General features: G+C 69.2%; 18 protein-coding genes. 9 read left to right on the top strand and 9 right to left on the bottom strand.

Going from position 1 to position 18,730, the window contains the following annotated elements:
* Positions 1–3: 3 nt before the first annotated feature.
* Complete coding sequence (locus ML01_RS02285; protein WP_058553771.1) at positions 4–1,380, bottom strand: TrpB-like pyridoxal phosphate-dependent enzyme; 1,377 nt, start codon at positions 1,378–1,380, stop codon at positions 4–6.
* Positions 1,381–1,595: 215 nt separating this feature from the next.
* Here ML01_RS02285 and ML01_RS02290 point away from each other — a divergent pair, with 215 nt between their 5' ends.
* The 5 genes from ML01_RS02290 to ML01_RS02310 all read left to right on the top strand — a co-directional run bounded on the left by ML01_RS02290 (position 1,596) and on the right by ML01_RS02310 (position 6,807).
* Complete coding sequence (locus ML01_RS02290; protein WP_254045109.1) at positions 1,596–2,684, top strand: quinone-dependent dihydroorotate dehydrogenase; 1,089 nt, start codon at positions 1,596–1,598, stop codon at positions 2,682–2,684.
* Between the two features lie 137 nt (positions 2,685–2,821).
* A complete protein-coding gene (locus ML01_RS02295) occupies positions 2,822–3,007 on the top strand; it encodes a type II toxin-antitoxin system Phd/YefM family antitoxin (RefSeq protein ID WP_058553772.1) in 186 nt (61 codons plus the stop codon).
* A gap of 226 nt (positions 3,008–3,233) precedes the next feature.
* On the top strand, positions 3,234–4,412 hold the full coding sequence (locus tag ML01_RS02300; RefSeq protein ID WP_058553773.1) for a hypothetical protein: 1,179 nt from the start codon (positions 3,234–3,236) through the stop codon (positions 4,410–4,412).
* A complete protein-coding gene (locus tag ML01_RS02305) occupies positions 4,409–5,338 on the top strand; it encodes a DUF6384 family protein (RefSeq protein ID WP_058553774.1) in 930 nt (309 codons plus the stop codon). Before ML01_RS02300 ends, ML01_RS02305 begins: the two co-directional genes overlap by 4 nt.
* Before the next feature lie 14 nt (positions 5,339–5,352).
* A complete protein-coding gene (locus tag ML01_RS02310) occupies positions 5,353–6,807 on the top strand; it encodes a hypothetical protein (RefSeq protein ID WP_058553775.1) in 1,455 nt (484 codons plus the stop codon).
* 9 nt (positions 6,808–6,816) lie between these two features.
* On the opposite strand, the gene ML01_RS02315 is transcribed toward ML01_RS02310, so the two are convergent.
* Together ML01_RS02315 and ML01_RS02320 are read right to left on the bottom strand one after the other, a co-directional pair.
* Complete coding sequence (locus ML01_RS02315) at positions 6,817–7,029, bottom strand: CPXCG motif-containing cysteine-rich protein (RefSeq protein WP_082673873.1); 213 nt, start codon at positions 7,027–7,029, stop codon at positions 6,817–6,819.
* A gap of 167 nt (positions 7,030–7,196) precedes the next feature.
* On the bottom strand, positions 7,197–7,562 hold the full coding sequence (locus ML01_RS02320; RefSeq protein ID WP_156427516.1) for a hypothetical protein: 366 nt from the start codon (positions 7,560–7,562) through the stop codon (positions 7,197–7,199).
* Between the two features lie 574 nt (positions 7,563–8,136).
* Between ML01_RS02320 and ML01_RS02325 the strand changes: the two genes are divergently transcribed.
* Both ML01_RS02325 and ML01_RS02330 read left to right on the top strand, forming a co-directional pair.
* On the top strand, positions 8,137–8,325 hold the full coding sequence (locus tag ML01_RS02325; protein ID WP_058553777.1) for a hypothetical protein: 189 nt from the start codon (positions 8,137–8,139) through the stop codon (positions 8,323–8,325).
* A gap of 192 nt (positions 8,326–8,517) precedes the next feature.
* A complete protein-coding gene (locus ML01_RS02330; protein ID WP_058553778.1) occupies positions 8,518–8,925 on the top strand; it encodes a hypothetical protein in 408 nt (135 codons plus the stop codon).
* A 42-nt stretch (positions 8,926–8,967) separates the two neighbouring features.
* Here the strand turns inward: ML01_RS02330 and ML01_RS02335 are convergent, their stop codons facing one another.
* From ML01_RS02335 to ML01_RS02360, 6 genes are all read right to left on the bottom strand, one after another.
* Positions 8,968–10,626 (bottom strand): BCCT family transporter, encoded by a 1,659-nt coding sequence (locus ML01_RS02335; protein ID WP_058553779.1) that lies wholly within the window; start codon positions 10,624–10,626, stop codon positions 8,968–8,970.
* Between the two features lie 65 nt (positions 10,627–10,691).
* The gene (locus ML01_RS02340; protein WP_058553780.1) at positions 10,692–11,105 is read right to left on the bottom strand and encodes a universal stress protein; all 414 of its coding nucleotides are present in this window, start codon (positions 11,103–11,105) and stop codon (positions 10,692–10,694) included.
* A gap of 529 nt (positions 11,106–11,634) precedes the next feature.
* Positions 11,635–11,907 carry a DUF3368 domain-containing protein gene (locus ML01_RS02345; protein ID WP_058553781.1) on the bottom strand — a complete coding sequence of 91 codons (273 nt, stop codon included), beginning with the start codon at positions 11,905–11,907 and terminating at the stop codon, positions 11,635–11,637.
* Between the two features lie 275 nt (positions 11,908–12,182).
* Positions 12,183–12,515, bottom strand: coding sequence for a type II toxin-antitoxin system prevent-host-death family antitoxin (locus ML01_RS02350; RefSeq protein ID WP_058553782.1), 333 nt, complete (start codon positions 12,513–12,515; stop codon positions 12,183–12,185).
* 163 nt (positions 12,516–12,678) lie between these two features.
* Positions 12,679–14,193 (bottom strand): DUF2867 domain-containing protein, encoded by a 1,515-nt coding sequence (locus ML01_RS02355; RefSeq protein WP_058553783.1) that lies wholly within the window; start codon positions 14,191–14,193, stop codon positions 12,679–12,681.
* Positions 14,194–14,197: 4 nt separating this feature from the next.
* Positions 14,198–15,220 (bottom strand): alpha/beta fold hydrolase, encoded by a 1,023-nt coding sequence (locus tag ML01_RS02360; RefSeq protein WP_058553784.1) that lies wholly within the window; start codon positions 15,218–15,220, stop codon positions 14,198–14,200.
* Between the two features lie 287 nt (positions 15,221–15,507).
* On the opposite strand from ML01_RS02360, the gene ML01_RS02365 reads away from it, so the two are divergent.
* Positions 15,508–17,874, top strand: a complete 2,367-nt coding sequence (locus ML01_RS02365; RefSeq protein ID WP_058553785.1) for a DUF1631 family protein — start codon at positions 15,508–15,510, stop codon at positions 17,872–17,874.
* 195 nt (positions 17,875–18,069) lie between these two features.
* A complete protein-coding gene (locus ML01_RS02370) occupies positions 18,070–18,648 on the top strand; it encodes a murein L,D-transpeptidase family protein (RefSeq protein ID WP_058553786.1) in 579 nt (192 codons plus the stop codon).
* Positions 18,649–18,730: the final 82 nt, after the last annotated feature.

The raw sequence follows: 18,730 nt of genomic DNA on the forward strand, positions 1-18,730 counted from the left end.
CGCTCAGCAGCCGGACGGCAGGCCGGCCAGGGCCATCGCCACCTCGGCGTCGTCATACACCAGGTCCTGCAACTTGCCGGCGTTGTAGTCGATGTACGCCTGCATGTCGAAGTGGCCGTGGCCGCAGAGGTTGAACAGGATGGCCTTGGACTCGCCGGTTTCCCGGCACTTCTCGGCCTCGTGGAGCGCGGCCTTCACGGCGTGGTTCGCCTCCGGGGCGGGCAGGATGCCCTCGGCCTTCGCAAACTCGATGCCGGCCGCGAAGCACTCAAGCTGGTTGTAGCTGCGCGGTGCGATGTGGCCGAGCTTGGCCAGGTGGCTGATCTGCGGCGCCATGCCGTGGTAGCGCAGCCCGCCCGCGTGGAAGCCGGGCGGCACGAAGCTGGAACCCAGCGTGTACATTTTCACCAGCGGCGTCAGGTGGGCGGTGTCGCCGAAGTCGTAGGCGAAGGCACCCTTGGTCAGGGTCGGGCAGGCGGACGGCTCCACGGCGATAAACTCGGTGTCGAGCCCGCGCTGCCACTTCTGGTGCAGGAACGGGAACGCGATGCCGGCAAAGTTGCTGCCGCCGCCGGTGCAGCCGATGACCATGTCCGGATAGTCGTCGGCCATGTCCATTTGCTTGATCGCCTCGATTCCGGTAACGGTCTGGTGCAGCAGCACGTGGTTCAGCACCGAGCCGAGCGCATAGCGGGTGTCGTCGCGCTGCACGGCCATCTCCACGGCCTCGCTGATGGCGATGCCCAAACTGCCGGTGCTGTCCGGACGGCCCTTCAGGATGGCGCGGCCGGACTCGGTTTGGTCGCTCGGGCTCGCGATGCACTGCGCGCCCATCGTCTCCATGTAGGCGCGCCGGTACGGCTTGCCGTCGAAGCTGACGCGGACCATGAACACCACGATCTCCAGCCCGAAGAAGGTGCCGGCCAGCGCCAGCGACGAGCCCCACTGCCCGGCGCCCGTCTCGGTGGTGATGCGCTTGACGCCCTCGACCTTGTTGTAGAAGGCCTGCGGGATCGCGGTGTTCGGCTTGTGGCTGCCGGCGGGGCTCACGCCCTCGTACTTGTAGTAGATGCGGGCCGGCGTATTCAGCGCGCGCTCCAGCCGGCGGGCGCGGAACAGCGGCGACGGGCGCCATTGGCGGTACACCTCGCGCACCGGACCCGGGATCTCGACCTCGCGCTCGGTGGACATCTCCTGCTCGATGACGGCGCGCGGAAAGATCGGCGCCAGGTCGTCGGGCGTGATGGGCTGCTTCGTGCCCGGGTGCAGCACCGGTGCCAGCGGTTCCGGAAGGTCCGCGCTGATGTTGTACCAGTGGGTCGGGAGATGCTCCTCATCGAGCAGGAACTTGACGCTGTCGGACGTAACTTTATCGGACATGGATTTCTTGGCCTCCGCGGTGATAACGTACCGCGGCGCCGGCCGCGTACGATCGGGTAGTCTGCCACGTCGGCATTGGGCCGGACACCGACATGCGGCAATCGCGCGCGCATCACGCGGCGCGTTGAATGGCCGGCGCTGCCGCGGTCGGTGGTGCTGGACGCTTGCGCCGGCCCTGTGCGACAGTGCCGACGCATTCAATCGCCGAGACACTCGTGTCGCAAGCACCGTTGACCTCCCCTTCGACCCCGCTGCCAGCCGCCGGCGCGTGGCGCCTGCTGCGACCTTTTTTGTTCCTGCTGGAGGCCGAGCGCGCGCACCAGCTTGGCCTGCTGGCTGCCGCCGCCTGGCCGGCGCAGCTCGGCGCCCGGCTTTGGCGTGGCGGCGCCGACGTGGCCCATGCGCCGACGCTGGCGAAGCGGGTCATGGGGCTCGATTTTCCGAACCCGCTCGGCATCGCGGCCGGTGTCGACAAGGACGCCCAGGCCGTCACCTTCTGGCAGACACTCGGCTTCGGATTCGTCGAGGTCGGCACCGTCACGGCGCTGCGCCAGCCCGGCAACCCGCGCCCGCGCGTGTTCCGGCTGCCGCGGGACGGCGCGTTGATCAATCGCATGGGTTTCCCCAACGCCGGCGCCGACGTGGTGGCCACGCGCATCGAGCGACTGCGCCAGCAGGGCACGCTCGCGGTGCCGCTCGGCATCAATATCGGCAAGTCCAAGGTAGTGCCGGCGGACGCGGCGGCGGCGGACTACCGGCGCAGTTTCGAGCGGCTGGGGGAGCTTGCGGACTTTGTCGTCGTCAACGTCTCCAGCCCGAACACGCCTGGGCTCAGGGATCTGCAGAGCGCCGAGCAGGTCCGGGCCATCGTCGATGCCATCCAGACGCCGAACCAGGCCCTCGCGGTGCCGCGCCCGCTGCTCGTGAAGCTGGCGCCGGACCTCGCCGACGACGCCGCGGTGGCCGCCGGGCGCGCCGCGCTCGACGCCGGGTGCGTCGGGCTCGTGATCAGCAACACCACGGTGGACTTCAGCGGCGTGCGCGGCGACACCGCGGGCCTGTCGGGCGGGCTTTCCGGCCGGCCACTTATGCCCCGCAGCACGGCGCTCCTCGGCGTGCTGCGGCAGCAGCTCGGGCCTGATGCCGTGCTGATCGGCGTCGGCGGCGTCATGGACGCCGACAGCGCCGCCGCCAAGCTCGCCGCCGGCGCCGACCTGCTGCAGATCTACACCGGCTTGGTCTACGGCGGCCCGGGCCTGCCGCGGGCGCTGCTGCGCGGGCTCCTGGCACGCCAGGCCGCCTGAGCCCGCCCGGGCCGGACGCTTTCTGCCCGGGGACTGTTCAAACCGCACGCGCAGGCCCAATCTGCTGCCGTTGCGTCGACAGGCGCATTTGAACGCCGGGAACGAGAACGGGAACGAGAACGAGAACGAGAGCGACCATGCAGACCGTCACCACCGAGTACGCCGCCGCCCACCTGGACGAGCTGATCGATCGTGTTGCCAACGGAGAATCCATCGCGCTCAGCCTGGACGGGCGCGTCGTCGCCCGCCTTGTGCGCCTCGAGCACGAGGGCGAGCAGGAGGTTCCCGCCGCGGAGGTCGAGGAGGCCTTCTACGGCGACTGACAAAGCGGCCGGCTGTCCGCCCCGCCGCTTGTCCGCCCGGGGCGGACAGCCGGGCAGTCCGATGGGCATTGGAGCGGCGGGGTGACCTTGTTTCGTCAACTAACCGCGGTATAACGCGTTTTGACCGGCGGTGCCCCTCGCGAGCGCCGCGGCATCGACCCCAGCACTGAACAACCGGCAACGGCGTACGCATAGCCTGCGCCCTGCCCACCGGAGGCACCGACCCATGGCCGAGATCGCAAGCCCGATGCAGTACCTCGACAAGGCGATGAACACGCTGCACGACATGGGCCTTGCGCCCACGGCGCAGTCGAGCGCGAGTGACCCGATGGTCGCGCTGCTCGATCGCATTGCCGGCCTCGACGAGGGTCGCGTCACCGCCATCGCGCGCACGCTCGCGCAGGCGTCCACTTTCAACGAGGTGGTGCGCGAGCAGGTCAAGGCCATGGAGGTCGGCAGCCGCTACGAGCAGATCACCGAGGCCTTCAACAGCATCCGCGACGATGCCAAGAAAATGGTCGATCAGCTCGAAGACGGCAAAATCGACACCTTCGAGCGCCTGTCCAACATCTGGATGAAGGCCACCCGCGGCGACATCGCCGCCCGCTTCGACAAGATCAAGGACACCTATCTCGACGTCACCGCCTCCACCAACGACCAGGTGCAGCGCGAGCAGCGCATCCTCAATGCGTATCAGGACTTCCGCGGCGCCATGAAGCAGTCAGAGGTGCTGGCACTCGAGGTGCTGAAGACCGCCGAGGGCGAGCTCGAAGCCGCCAAGGCCGCCGTGCAGCAGGCCATGGCCGCCGTCGAGGGCTTCTCCGGCGACGCGCCCGCCGAGCGCGCGCGGCTCGAGATGGCCCGCGACGAGCGCGTCCGCGACCTCCAAGACGTCGAAAAGCGCTATCAGATCGCCAAGGACCTGTCGGACAACATCACCGTGTCCTACAACACCTCCGAGGTGGTCATGGCACGGCTGCTGCAAACCACCAACGCCAAGGAGCGGCTGTATCAGCAGGCGATCAGCTTCTTCACCACCAACGAGACGGTGCTGACCGCGCTCTCCGCGTCCTTCACCGGCATGTTCGGCCTCGCCGAGACCACGGCCACCGTGAACGCCATGAAGGACGGCGTGAGCCAGTCGCTGGAGGTGCTCGCCGAGATCGGCGGCAAGGTGCAGGAGGAGGCGGTCAAGGCCGGCTACGGGCCGACCATCCGCGCCGAGTCCGTGAAGAAGCTGGTGGACTCGGTGGTCAGCTACCAGACCCATTCGCGCGAGATCATCGAGCAGATGCGCAAGGAGTCCACCCGCAACGCCGAGGAGATCCGCGAGGCGGTGGAAGACGGCAAGCAGCGCATGGCGCGCCTCGCCGAGCAGGGCAAGGGGCTCGTGACCGGCCAATGAGCGCCACCGCGACCGACGCAGCACCGGGCGCCGCCGCCGGCACCGCTACGCCGCCGCTCGATGACGTCATGCTGGCCATGGACGTGGTCGACACGCTGCGCCGCAAGGAGCGCCTGGTGCAGCGCGAGCTCGACAGCGGCGAGCGCGAGCAGGCGCTAAAGGAGCGCCTGCGCAAGATCTACGCCGCCCAGGGGATCGAGGTCAGCGACGCCGTCCTTGCCGAGGGCGTGCGCGCGCTCGAAGAAGACCGCTTCGTCTACAAGCCGCCGCCCAAGTCCTTCGCCAGGACGCTCGCGCGCCTCTACGTGAACCGCGGGCGCTGGGGCAAGTGGGCGGCCGGTCTGCTCGCCGCCGTCGCCGTGCTGGCGGTGGCCTGGCAACTGCTGGTAGTCGCGCCGCGTGCCGCGCTGCCGGAGCGGCTCCAGGCCCTGCATGCGGAGGTCACGGCGCTCGCCGTCGAGCCCGCGGCGGACGCCAAGGCGGACACGCTGCTCGCCGCCGGCAAGCGGGCGCTGCGCGACGGCGACACGGCGGCGGCCGATGCCGCGCTCGCCGACCTCAAGACCCTGCGTGCGCAGCTTGAGCTTGAATACAGCCTGCGCATCGTCTCCCGCCCCGGGGAGCGGAGCGGTGTCTGGCGCATTCCGGACGTCAACACGGGCGCGCGCAACTACTACCTCATCGTCGAGGCCATCGGCCCCCGCGGCGAGGTGCTGACGCTGCCCATCACGAGCGAGGAGACCGGCAAGACCAAGCGCGTGAGCACCTGGGGGGTGCGCGTGGACGAGGCGACCTTCGAGCGCGTGGCCGCCGACAAGCGCGACGACGGCATCATCCAGGCCGACCTCGTGGGCCGCAAGGCCGCTGGCCGGCTGACGCCGGACTACACAATGCGCACCACCGGCGCGGCGATTACGGAGTGGTAAGGGGGAACGCGGCCATGATGAGCGGCATGCAGGCCATCGCCGAGCTCTCGACGCTGAGTCGGGACCAGCAGAGCGCCTTGGGCGATCTGGACACGCAGGCAGAGGCGCTCCAGCAGCAGATCCGCGAGCTGATGCAGCGCCGCGGCGAACGGCTCAAGGCGCTCGCACGGGTGCACATCTCGCTGCTCGATGAGGCGCCGCTCGCCGGTGCGCTCGACGCTGCCGAGCAGCGCGTCGTGGAGCTGCTCGGCCGGCGCGACGCCGCCGCCGCCGAGGTCGCGCGCAAGATTGAGCAGACCACGGCCGCGAAGGCGGACCTCGAGGCCCGGCGCGAGCGCCTGCGCGGGGAGCTGGAGGCCGCCGCCGAGGTGCTCGACAACGCCGAGGCCGCCGTGCAGACCAAGCTCGACGCGGACGCCGCCTACCGCGCCCAACGCGAGCGCACGGCCGAGGCGGAGCGCATCGCGCAGCACGCCGAGACCAAGGCCGGCGACAGCGAAGCCGAGGAGCAGTCCAAGGGCGCCGCCTATCGCGACGACCCGCTGTTCATGTACCTATGGCGGCGCCGGTTCGGCACCGCCGAGTACCGCGGCCGCGGCCTGTTCCGCTGGCTCGACGGCAAGGTCGCCCGTCTCATCGGCTACGAGGATGTGCGCCTCAACTACCAGCGCCTCGCCGAGATCCCGCTACGGCTGCGCGACTACGCGAAGGCGCGGCGCGAGGCCGCCGACGCCGAATACGGGGCGCTGCGCCAGCTCGACGACGACGCCCGCGCGGCCGCCGGCATCCCCGGCTTGGAGCATGATCGTGATGCGGCGCAGTTGGCGGTGGACGACAACGAGTCCCGACTCGAGACCGCCGAGGCCGAGCTCGCCGGACTGCTGGCCCAGCGCTCGGCCTTCGCTGCCGGCGAGGACGAGCACAGCCAGCGCGCCGTCGAGCAGCTCGCAGAGACGCTGCAACGCGAGGACCTCGCGACGCTGGAGCGCGAGGCCGCGCAAACGCCCTTCCCGGAGGACGATCGCATCGTCGCCGAGCTGAAAGAGCTGGAGCGCGAACAACGCCGCCACAGCTTCCTGCTCGAGAACCTGAAGCAGACGCGCGCCAAGCACCAGGAAAAGCTGGAAGACCTCGCGCGGCTGCGGCGCGACCTGCAGCGCGAGGGCATGCACCGCCCCGGCGGCAGCTTCGGCGACGCCGCAGTGGTCGCCATGATGCTGACCAACTTCGTTAAGGGCGTCATCGACCGCGACGCCCTGATGCGAGTGCTGGAGGAGCAGTACCGCTATCGGCCGCCGCGCACCGATCCCACCTTCGGCTCCGGCGGCTTCGGGCATGGCAGCCCCTGGGGCGGCGGCATGGCCGGACGCTCGTCCCGCATGCCGTCGAGCCGGGGCGGTGGCGGCTTTCGCAGCGGCGGGGGATTCGGCGGTGGCGGCGGCGGCTTTCGCACCGGCGGCGGGTTCTGAGCCCGCCGGCTACTCGTTCTCCCGCGCCAGGCTCAGCTCCGGCGGCGCCTCCGGGTCCGCCGCCGGGCTGACGCGGACCTGCATCGGCGCGCAGCACACCTCGCAGTCCTCCACGTAGACGTGGTCGCCACCGCCGGAATCGAGACCGCTGCAATCGACTATGAGCTCGATGGGCTCACCGCACCACGGGCAGTAGCCGTTTACGGTTTGCAGCAGATCCAACGCTCAAGCCCCTACGTCTTCGCCTCGGACCGACCAAGTTTTCTCATCGCTATCGAAATCGAACTCCAAATCGACATCGATTGTGGCAAACCGATCCCGATGTGAGGGCCGAGGGCTGAGGGCCGAGCCCCTTGGCCCTTGGCCCTCAGCCCTCGGCCCTTCCATCCTCAAGCCGCGCCGCCGTGCCGGTGCCGCAGGTACAGGTCGGCCAGCATGTAGAGGATCAGGAGCGTCGGCACCAGCGCGAGCCAGCCGGACAGCATGCGCGGGTCGATGGACGCCCGCAGCAGCAGCCCCATCACGACATGCAGGCCCAGGAGCTTGAGCCCCAACTGGTCCGCCGCCGATTGCGGCAACAGCGCCGCCACCACGCCGTAAATCCCGTACAGGCTGACGCCGAGCCCGAAGGGCAACGCCAAGAGTTGGTAGGCCGACCCGAAATGCGGTACCACGGCGACCCCAAACGAGAACGCGAGGCCGACCAAAACAACACCAGCGGACACGACGCCGGCCTGAAGCGCTTGCAGATTCACTTCCATCTCCCCTTAGAACACGGTGCGTTAGATCAGGTTCGTTAGATCAGGTGCGTTAAATCATGGTCTTCGCAAGTTATTGCTCGCGGGCTCCGGAATCAACGCCAAACGCAGGCCTATTTGTGTCGGCGCCCTGTTTCGGGCAGCCCAGCCTCCTCGGACCTCGGACACTGGCTGGGGAAGGGCCAAGGGAGCGCTCCTTGGCCCTCGGCCCTCGGCCCTCGGCCCTCGGCCCTCGGACCTCGGACCTCGGACCCCTAATATCTGTCCAAAAAACCGGCTGACAGTAACCCGAATCGCCGCCGTCTGCGCCTTCTCGGCAGTACAAGCCCAGGTTTATCGCAGGCGTGCGGCGGTGTCTCGCAAGGGCCAAGTGGAAATTACCAATTGTCGTCCCGCGCGGGTGGTCTATGCTGAAAACGTGGCCCGGAGGCAACGCCGACAGCCCTCATTGAGACTGGCTTACGGCCTCCGATTTGACAGATATTGCTGAGATCGCAACATCTTTGTGCCAAAGCAACAACGACAGCAACAAAGTCGGTCTTAGTCCATAACATTGACCCGGAGCAGTACCATGACACCGCATCAAGACAAAGCCGTTTGGGAGCTCTGCTGCCAAGGCCTCCACGGAATCGCCGCCGAAGCGGAACAGGCATGGGCCAGAGGCCAGGATTACACGCCGAAGGGCCAACTGCCCGTGGCACGCGAGATCCGCGAGCTGATCCGGATCGCGAACTGGGAATCGCAGCGCCAGGCTGCCTGAGCTCCGCACGACCTTCCCTCACCGCACCGATGCGCCGGCGCCGGCGCCGGCCATCGTGCGCGACCGGCGGGTGCCGCGCCCGGCAGCACCTCTTGCCGGCCGCCCCAGCCGCGCGGGTCTTTCATACGTCCCCTTGCGCCCGCAACTGCGGTTGAGTTATCAATCCCACGGAGGCGCAAGCGCCATCCCCGCATGCGCGACGGGTATCTCTATCTCACCCCCTGTGCGGACCTGCCGGGTGCCGTGTGCCTGCATGAGGCGGCCGTGCCGCCGACGGGTGATGCCACTACCCCCGTCATCGCCTACTTCTGGGACGTAGACGCTGCGGCGATGCACTTCCATACCGGACTGCGCCGACGGCTCCTGGACCCCGACCGCAAGGCCTACCGTGCCGACATGGTGGAAGCCGCCGCGGTGCTCGACGCCATCGAGCTTCGCCACCAGCGCACCTACGTGTCGCCGGCCCTGGCCGCGAGCCCGGAGCTGGACGCCGCCGCCGCGCGGCTGCGCAGGCAGCACCAGCTCGTGCGGCGCATGTTCGACTGGGCAGGCGTCGTCGGCCTATTGCTCCTGCTCTACACCGCGCTCCTTTCGTTCTGAACCTTGGCGGGCGCGGGAGCCCCCCAGCGCGCCGCCTCGCGCTCAGCCCGCGGCCTCAGCGGCCGCCCGCACCGCGGGGTGGCGCACCTCAGCGATCAGCCCAACCACCAGCGCATAACACGCCAGCAGCAGCACCAGCGCGAACGGGAAGCCCGTGGACACCGCCATGGCCTGCAGCGACCCGAGGCCGCCGCCGAGCAGCAGGGCGACGGCCACCAGCCCCTCGAAGGTGCACCAGAACACGCGTTGCGGCAGCGGCGCATCCACCTTGCCGCCCGCGGTGATGGTGTCGATGACCAGCGAGCCCGAGTCCGAGGAGGTGATGAAGAACACGATGACGAGCACGATGCCGATGAAGGAGGTCACCTCGGCCAGCGGTAGCTCCGCCAACATCTCAAACAGCTTCAGCTCCAGTGGGGCGTTGGCGACGGCCTGGTAGCCGTCGTTGACAATCTGGCCGATGGCGGTGCCGCCGAAGGCGGTCATCCACAGCACCGACACCACCGACGGCACCAGCAGCACCGCGATCAGGAACTCCCGCACCGTGCGCCCGCGCGACACGCGAGCGATGAACATGCCGACAAACGGCGACCACGAGATCCACCAGGCCCAGTAGAAGGCCGTCCAGCCCTGGCGGAAGTTGTCGTCATCGCGCCCGACCGGGTTCGACAGAAACGGCAGCTCCTGCACGTAGGCACCGAGGTTCCAGAAAAATCCGGTCAGAATGCCCATGGTCGGCCCCACCGCGATCACGAAGATCAACAGCAGCGCCGCCATCAGCATGTTGGCCTCCGACAGGCGCTTGACGCCGCCGTCCATGCCGAGCAGCACCGAGCCCAGCGCCACCGCCGTGATACCGAGGATCAGGATGACCTTGGAGGCGTCGTTGACCGGGATATTGAACAGGTGATTGAGCCCCGCGTTGGCCTGCTCGGCGCCGAAGCCGAGCGAGGTCGCGAGCCCGAACAGCGTCGCGAACACCGCCAGCGTGTCGATGATGTGCCCGGTCCAGCCCCAAATGCGCTCGCCGAAGATTGGATAGAAGATCGAGCGGATGGTCAGCGGCAGGCCCTTGTTGAACGAGAACAGCGCCAGCGACAGCGCCACGATGGCGTAGATGGCCCAGGGGTGCAGACCCCAGTGGAAGATGGTCGCGGCCATGCCGAGCCGCTGCGCGGCCTCCGCGTCGTCGACGGCGGCGCCGAGCGGCGCCCAGTCGGTGCGGGCCCCCTCCTCCAGCGTCGTGCCGTCCAGCGCGGCCGTGAAGTGCGAGATCGGCTCGCTGACGCCGTAGAACATGAGCCCGATGCCCATGCCCGCCGCGAACAGCATCGCGAACCAGCCCGGGTAGCCGTAATCGGGCTCCGCGTCGACGCCGCCCAAGCGCACCTTGCCGAGCGGCGTCACGATGAGCACGAGGCACAGCAGCACGAACACGTTCGCGGCGGACAGGAAGAACCAGTCCAGGTTCGTCGTCAGCCACTCGCGCAGTTGCTCGAAGACCGGCTCGACCTGCGTCTGGAATGCGAGCGTCAGGATCACGAAGGCGACGATCGTGAGCCCCGAGATCGCAAACACCGGGTTATGGATATCCAGCCCGAACGGGCCGACACGGGCCTGGATGTTGTCCTGACCGAGCTCGTAATCGGTCTCGATGATGTCGGCGGGGCCGGACGGCCCCAGGTTGACTTGAGAGCTCATGGCTTCCCCTTAGCGTGAGAGGGTCGGAGAGGGTTGGCAGCCTCCGGCGCTGCTCGGGCCCGCGCTCAGCGGACGACGAACACGGAGACCTTGGCGTGCGCGGCGAGGTGGCCGGCGTTGGAGTGGAAGAGGTATTCCGGCAGACCCGGAATGTGCGAGGCCATCACGACCAGGTCCGCCCCCTGCTCCGCGATGGCGTCCATCAGCGTGCGGTCCAGGTCCACCGCGGGGTCGTCGCTGATATACGCGGCGCTGCCGGCATCGAGCCCGTGCTCCGCGCCCTGCGCTTGGGCGAAGGCATCGAGCTTGCGTGCAAACTCCTGCGGGTTGTGCGCCACCGGGCTCGGCGCGCTGGGCGTGACGCCGACGAAGCAGACGGGGATTTGGTAGCGCTTGGCGAGGTCGGTGGCCGTGTCGATGGCCTTGGTGAGTCGGTCCACATGGGCCAGATCCACCGGCACCATGATTTTGGCGTACAAGATCGCACCTCCTGCGGCGGCGAGGGCGCCACGTTGGCTTCGGCCCGGCGCTGAGGTCGGCGCGGACCGCTTCTTACGATGCCGCATGCGCCTGCGTCTCCCGCGGCGTCATCACGACGTACTGGCAGGCTCGCGCCCCTGAACGGAGCGGCTTGCCCGCCGATGAATGCCGCCCGTGCGGCGCGCAACAGCCCCGTGCGGCAGTGCGGCGCCGTGTCCCCGACAACCGCACAAAAAGCAGACAATATTGCCCGCCCTTTCTCATCCTTACAGAGCCGTGGCGCGATGTACAGCCGCGGGCTGGACAAAAGCCCTTCACGAGCAGCCTGCGATCAGGCGTGCGACGAGGCCAGCACAGTGTTGCGCGACCCCTGGCGTAGCCCCGACAAGCGGGCTTCGGCCGGTTCTGCCCGAGCCGCATGTCCGAGTGGCAAGTCGCTGGACATCGAGATCCATCTGGGCGTCCTGTGCGGCGACCAGGGCTGAGGGCTCCCTGGCGTCGGGACAGTGTCCTGATCCTGAAACGTTGCTAGTCGGCGATGTCCTCGTCGGCCAAACGCAAGACCTCGCGCACCAACGCGTCCGAGAGCCGATAGCCCTGGTGCGCCAGCTCGAGCAGCGTCGGCGCCACCGAGGACAACAGGCCGTGCCGTTTCGCCGCCAGCAGCACGCCGGCCCGTCCAACAACGGGAATGCCGCGCCGCAGGGCAGCGGAACGTCCGCGCCTCTCGTCCATCAGCAGGAAACGACAAGACACCTCCTCGGCGAGCAGGATGGCCGCTGCCTCGCCGGCATCAAGCACAAGACTCAGAGTTGCCCAGAGTTGCCATTTCCTGATCGCGATGCGCAGGGAGCATGCGTACTTGGATCAGGTTCTCGCCAAGGGCGGCCGACAACGCCCGTGCACCCGGGCGATCGGAATCCACGCGCAGCTCCGCCAGGACGGCCGGCGCAACGACCACCGATCCGTAGAGGACCCGCGGCAGCGACAAGCGAGCGAGCGATACGCGCCAGCGCGATCAATGGCCCGGCGTCCGCGACGACGACCCCGTCCATCGCGCCCCCGTCGGAACGACGCTACAGGGCCGCCTCCAGCTCATCCGTCAACTCACCGGCCGGGTAATCCACGGCCGCGAGGCCGAGGGGCGCCAGGAGGTCGATGAAGGCATCAAGGGACAGGTCTGCAACCTTGGCGGCCTGAGCGAGCGTCAGTCGCCGTTGCTCGAACAACGTCAACGCCAAGGCGGGATGCACGCCTTGATCGAGGAGTCTCCGATCAAAGAGCACGGCTAGGATCGCCGGGCGGCCATGCTTGGTTATGATCGCGAGCTGCCCCTGCTCCGCGTCCCGCAGCAGATCGCCCGAGCGAGTACGCAGATCGCGGACAGAGAAGACATGGAGCATGTCCATTGACCAGGCCCAAGAGGAAAAATGCGTTGCCAAAGCGTAGCACGCGTGATGGGCCACACCGCCCCGCGACCTGCGCCGAACCTGGTCCGCCCCCAGGGACGCCGCAGCTCAAGCCGACGAGCGCTGATTTTGCTGCGTTGCGACCGCGCCGCCGCTGGTCGACTCAGGCCGCCGCGGACGGCACCCGCCGCTGCCGCTCCTCCGCCAGCCGGCAGATCTCTTTCACGGTGCCGGCGAACACCACGCCGTGGGCCGGTGCGAAGGCGTACCAGTACAAGAGCCCCCAGACGCCGGCCGGGTGCCAGTACGCGGTCATGCTGAGGCGGGCGCCGCCCGCCTGCGGGCCATCGGGCAACGGCTTGACGTCAAACTCCAACATGCCGGCCCCAGGCGCGCGCATGCCGAAGGCGAGCGACAGGCGCTGCTCGGGCTCGATGCCGAGCACCTTCCAGGAGTCGATGCGGTCGCCGACGCGCAACTCGGTCGGATGCCGGCGACCGTGCCGGCGGCCGGGGCCGCCGGCGAGCCAGTCCAGCGTCTCGCGCAGGTGCCACAGGCCGTTGAGGTAGAACCAGCCGCGCTCGCCGCCGATCTCGCGCAGCACGGACCAGACGGCGGCGGGGGATGCGCTGGTCTCATGGGCGGCGCTGGCGCGCTTGGCATAGTAGGCGTAGTCGATACGTTGCTTGCGCACGGCAAAGGCTCCTTCGATCCAACGGGCGACGACGGGCTCGCTGGCCCGTTCCGCCGCGAACACGGCGGCGACGGCCTCGCGGAAGCCGAGCAGGCGCTGCGGCACCAGGCGCCTGAGCTCCGCATCGTCGGCGGTGAAATCGTGCTTCAACCCTTCGATGAGGGCACGGGCGATGTTCGTCGGCACCGAGGTGATGAGCCTGAGCCAGTACGACGACAGCTTCGGGCTCAGCACTGGCACCGGGATGATCATGGGCGGGCGCCGGCCGCCCTCCTCGGCCAGGATGCGCATCATCGCCGCATAGGTCAGCGTTTCGGGCCCTGCCGTGTCGAAGATGCGATTCGCGGCCTCGGGGACGCCGGCCACGCGCACCAGGTAGGTGAGCAGGTTCTCGAGTGCAATGGGCGGCGACTTGGCCTGCACCCAGCGCGGCGTGACCATGACGGGCAGGTGGTAGACGAGGTCGCGCATGACCTCGAAGGCCGCGGAGCCGGGGCCGACGATGATGCCGCCGCGCAGCTCCGTGACCGGCACGCCGCCGCGGCGCAGCACGTCGCCGGTGTCGCGCCGCGACAGGATGTGCTCGCTCGTGGCGTCTTCCGGCACCAGGCCGCCCAGATAGATGATCCGCTTGACGCCGGCGCGCTCGGCGGCGGCGGCAAAGTTGCCTGCGGCTTCGAGGTCCAGCCGACCGAAGTCCTTACCGGCGCCCATGGAGTGGACCAGGTAGTACGCCGTGTCGATGCCGGCGAGGGCCGCCTCCAGCGTTTCCGGCGCGAGCGCGTCCGCCTCCGCCAGCTCCGCGCCGTCCCAGCCGCGGTTCTCCAGGCTCGCGCGATGGCGGCTGGTGGCGCGCACCGCGATGCCCTCGGCCAGCAGCCGAGGCACCAAGTGGCTGCCGATGTAGCCGCTGGCGCCAAACACGAGGCAGCGACCGACGGGCGCGGGCGCCGGGGAGCTGTCTGCCTGGGTCGGCTCGGCCATACGCTCAGCCTCCGTCGGGGTTAAGACCGTCCAGCCATTGATCGACGATATCCATCACCAGCGCCGGGCATTCTTCCTGCGGCAGGTGGCCGCAGCCGGACAGCTCGGCATAGGTGGCGTTCGGCAGTGCACGGGCCGCGTCCCGCGTGTCCGCCGGCGGCACGATGCGGTCCTCGGTGCCGGTGACGACGAGGGCGGGCTGCATGATCTCACCAAGATGGGTGCCGATCTCGACCGGGTCGCCCAGCGAGCGTGCCAGGAGCGCGGCCCAGGCCGCATCCCAGTTGGCCATCGCACGGTGGGCGCCGGTGAGCGCGCGGCGCTCCTCGTCGATGCGGCTCGGGTCGGCGTAGCCGCGGTCCAGGAGCGGCGCATCGGTGCCGAGCGTGCGCGCAAGCAGCAGCGTCAGGCGCTGCATCTGCGGCAAGTCCACGAGCCAGCTCGGTAGATTCGGGCGCTGGGAGTTGACCCAGGGCGCGAGCAGGATCAGCCCCTGCACGCGCTCCGGATAGGCGCGGGCCGCCTCCAGCGCCAGCGTGCCGCCGGAGGAGTTGCCGACCAGGTAGGCCCGCTCCACGCCGAGCTGGTCCAGCAGCGTGATCATCTGCTCCAGCGCGGCGGACTTGGAATAGGGATTCGCGCCATCCCAGGTGCCGGGCAGCGGCTTCGCGCTGAGCCCGTAGGGAACCTGGTCGTAGGCGACGACCCGCCCGTGCTCGGCGAGGGGCGCCATGAGCCAGTTCCACGTAGACAGATTGAACGTGAAGCCGTGCAGCAGCACGAAGGTCGGCTGCCCCGTGCCGGCCCCGTCGCCGCCGCGCTCGGCCACGTGCAGCGTGAGCCCGTCGCTGCCGGGGAAGGGGATTGTCACGAATTCGCTACCGGGGCGCGCAAGCGCCTGCAAGCGGGTCTCGCCGGTGGCGGGCGCCGGGTCCACCAAGAGCGGCCCGACCGCCGCGGCGATGAGCGCGAGTGCCAGCACCAGCGCGAGCAGGATCAGCGTGAAGCGAAACAGCGGGCGCAACATCGGGGCACAACGGACCAGCGGTTCTGGACAGGGGAGGAACGGCCCGGCGGACCACGCGGCATGCTAGCACAAGGGCGCGTTGGCCTTGGATCTGCGAGCGCCATCACGGCGGCCCGGGCGCCCGGTCGCTATCGTTGTGTGCACGGGCAGAGTAAAACCCAGACACCCGACATAACAGCGGCACGCGCTCGACGCAGGCGCGCTTCGCCGCACGCAGACAGCACCCGATCCGGCTAGGGGTCCGCGCCACCGCGGTGGTTGCGCGTGCTGCAAGCATAGGCCGAGCAATGCCCGACACCGGACCCGACCATCTGCCATCCCAGGCCCTCTCGCCCGGCGCTGCGCTGCGCCTGCTGCATGCGCTGCGCGATGGGCTCGTGGATGCGGCATCCAATGCCTATGCCGAGCGTCTCAAAGACGCCCGCACGGACCTCTCGCAGCTCGCGCAGCGCGCGAGCGAGGCGAGCCGCCGGGAGCTCTACGAATCCGGCTACGCGCTGCTCGCCAACGGCGGGCTCGGCCTGCTGCGCCGCTTCCGCGACATCTACTGCCACGCCTGTGACCACGCCATCGGCGTGCTGAACGGCCGCGACGGCGATGCCTGGGCCAGTATCGACGAGCTGGCCCTCGTGGAGGCCAATGCCTTCGAGCGCGATCTCGCCGTCGCGCGCCTATCCGCGAAAGCCGGCTACGCCTGTGCGCAGCAGATGACCGCACTGGAGCGGCGCATCGCCGCGCTGCTGGGTCTCAAGCGCCTCGATACCGACGGCAATCCCTTTGCGGTGAAGCGGCTTTTCAGCGCCTTCGTCGATGCGGCCGAGGCCCACTGGGCCGGTGCGCAGCTTTCGCTGGTCCTGCTGGAGACCTTCGAGCACTACACCGCCGAGCGGCTGCCCGATATCTACCGCGCCCTGAACCAGCAACTGGTGGACGCCGGCGTGCTGCCGAAATTGCCCGTCGAGACGGAAGAGCGCACGCGCGAGCTGGAGCGCCGCCACCGCACCGGTGGCGACACGATGGGCGACATCTTCGTGCAGCTCACGAGCGGCATCATGGGTGCACGCGGTCGCGGCGATGATGGCCAGGGCGGCGGTGGCTACGGCCTGGGCAATGGCTATGCCGGCGGTGGCGGCGCGCCCGCGGGCGGCGGCGCGGCGCCGGGCGGCACCGACCCCACCTGCGGACGGATGGCACCCATGGTCCTGAGCCAGCTCATCGACGGCCTCACCGGCCTGCAACGCGGCAGCGGCAGCGCGGCGGAGAAGCTCGGCATCACGCTCGACACGCTGGACACCGAGAGCAGCGCCGTGCTGCGCAGCCTCGGCGCGTCGCCGCTGCTGCGCTGGCTGCAGCCGCAGGACGCCGTCACCATCGAGCTGGTTGCGATGCTGTTCGACTGCATCTTCAGCGACGGCGAGCTGCCCGCGCACCTGCGTGGCCACATCGGCAAGCTGCAGGTGCCGATCCTGAAAGTCGCGCTGCTGAACAAGGCCTTCTTCTCCGACCGGCGCCACCCCGCGCGGCGCCTGCTGGACGTCATGGCGGCCGGCGCCCGCGGCTGGAGCGGCAACGAAGAAGGGGCGCTGCTCGCGCGCATCAAGGCCGCGGTGGACAACGTGCTCGCGGCGTTCGAGAAGGATACCGACGTGTTCCAGTCCGAAGCGGAACAGATCGAGTCCCTGCTGCACGAGGCCGAGCGCGCCGCCCGCGGCCAAGTGGGCGAGCTGGTGCAGCGGCTGGAACAGCGCGACCGCCAGCTCGTCGCCGAGACCGTCGTCGCCGACCAGTTGGCGCGGCGGCTCAACGGCCAGCGCTTGCCGGAGGCGGTGACCAGCTTCATCGAGGCGCACTGGCGCGAGCTGCTCGGGCGCATCTACGTCAAGCTCGGCGATGGCGGCGAGGACTGGCACGCGGCCCTCGCCACGCTCGACGACCTAGTCTGGAGCGTGCAGCCCAAGGCGACGCCGGAGGACCGCCGCCGGCTGATGCATCTGCTGCCCTGCCTGCTGGACCAGCTACCGGCGGGCCTGGCGCGCATTGGCCGCGAAGCTGCCTGGGAGCCCTTCCTGGCCGAGCTGATGACGCTGCACATGGCCGCGATCCGTCCGTCCGAGCCGGCGCCCGCCGAGGCGTCGCCGGCGCCCGAGACCGAGACCGAGGCGGCACCGGCCGCAGGCGACGCGCCAGCCGACGCGCCGGACACCGACGCGCTGCCCTGGCTGTTGCACTCCGACTCCGAGCTCGCGCCCTCAGCGCCGCAGGACATCGAGCCCGACAGCACCCTGGCCGATGAGGCCGCATCCGCCGAGGTCTCGGACCTGTCCGAGTCCCAGGCCGCCGCCGCGGCCGAGGCGGCCGCGTGCCGTGACGCGTACTTCGATGCGGCCTGCGCCGTCGAGCTCGGCGACTGGCTGGAAGTGCAGCAACTGGGCGGCGCCAATCTGAGCCTGCGGGCCAGTTGGATGAGCCCCCAGAGCGGGCTCATCCTGTTCGCCGACCGGCGCGGCCGCAACGCGCGGGTGCTGTCCACCGAGCGGCTCGCGACGGCGCTGCGACAAGGCAGCGCGCGGCTGCTGAGCCGCGATCCGCTCACCGATCGCGCCGTTGCGAAGCTCCTGGTGCAAGCGGCGCCAGCGGAGCAGACGGCGGCGTAGAGGGCCGAGGGCCCAAGGGGGGAGGGCCGAGGGGCGACGCCACGCGCTCGGCGCCCTTGCTGCGGCGCCGCTCTAAGTCTTCCGCGTAAGCATCGAGAATTCCGCCATATCTGTAGCGCATTTGGCCGATGTGCGGCGCCGTTCACAGCAGTAGAATCGCGCCATCCGCCAACTGCCGAAGAGTGCAATCGTAAGATGTCCGTCCGTCCGCTCGCCGCGCCGATCTCGGCGTCCCTGTCGCGCCTGCCGCGCCTGTTGCTGCCCGTGCTGCTGCTCGGTTTCGCTATCGGCATCAGCGGGCTCTTGGGTGGCTGCGCCAGCAAGCCGCCGGAGCCCCAGGTGAGCTACGTGGACAAGGTCGTCGTGCACAAGGGCAAGCGCAAGCTCCAGCTCATGCACAACGGCGGCGTCTATCGGGAGTACAAGGTCGCGCTCAGCGACCAGCCGGTCGGCCACAAATTCCGCGAGGGCGACAGGCGCACGCCGGAGGGCGACTACATCCTCGACTGGCGCAACCCCAACAGCAACTTCCACAAGTCCATTCACATCTCCTATCCGAACGATCGTGATCGCGCCTTCGCCAAGGCCATGGGCTGGAGCCCCGGCGGCATGATCATGATCCACGGCCGGCCCAACTGGCTGACATCCGAGAAGGTCGCCCGCGAGTACGATTACAAGGACTGGACCGAAGGCTGCATCGCCGTCAAGAACGACGAGATGGACGAGATCTGGCGGCTGGTGCGCGACGGGACGCCTATCCGGATATTGCCTTAGGAGAGGGCAGAGGGCCGAGGGTTGAGGGTTGAGGGTTGAGGGTTGAGGCAGCGTCTGGCTGGCGCCGAGACTCCCGCCACGG

Source organism: Thiohalocapsa sp. ML1 (assembly GCF_001469165.1).
Taxonomy (GTDB): Bacteria; Pseudomonadota; Gammaproteobacteria; order Chromatiales; family Chromatiaceae; genus Thiohalocapsa.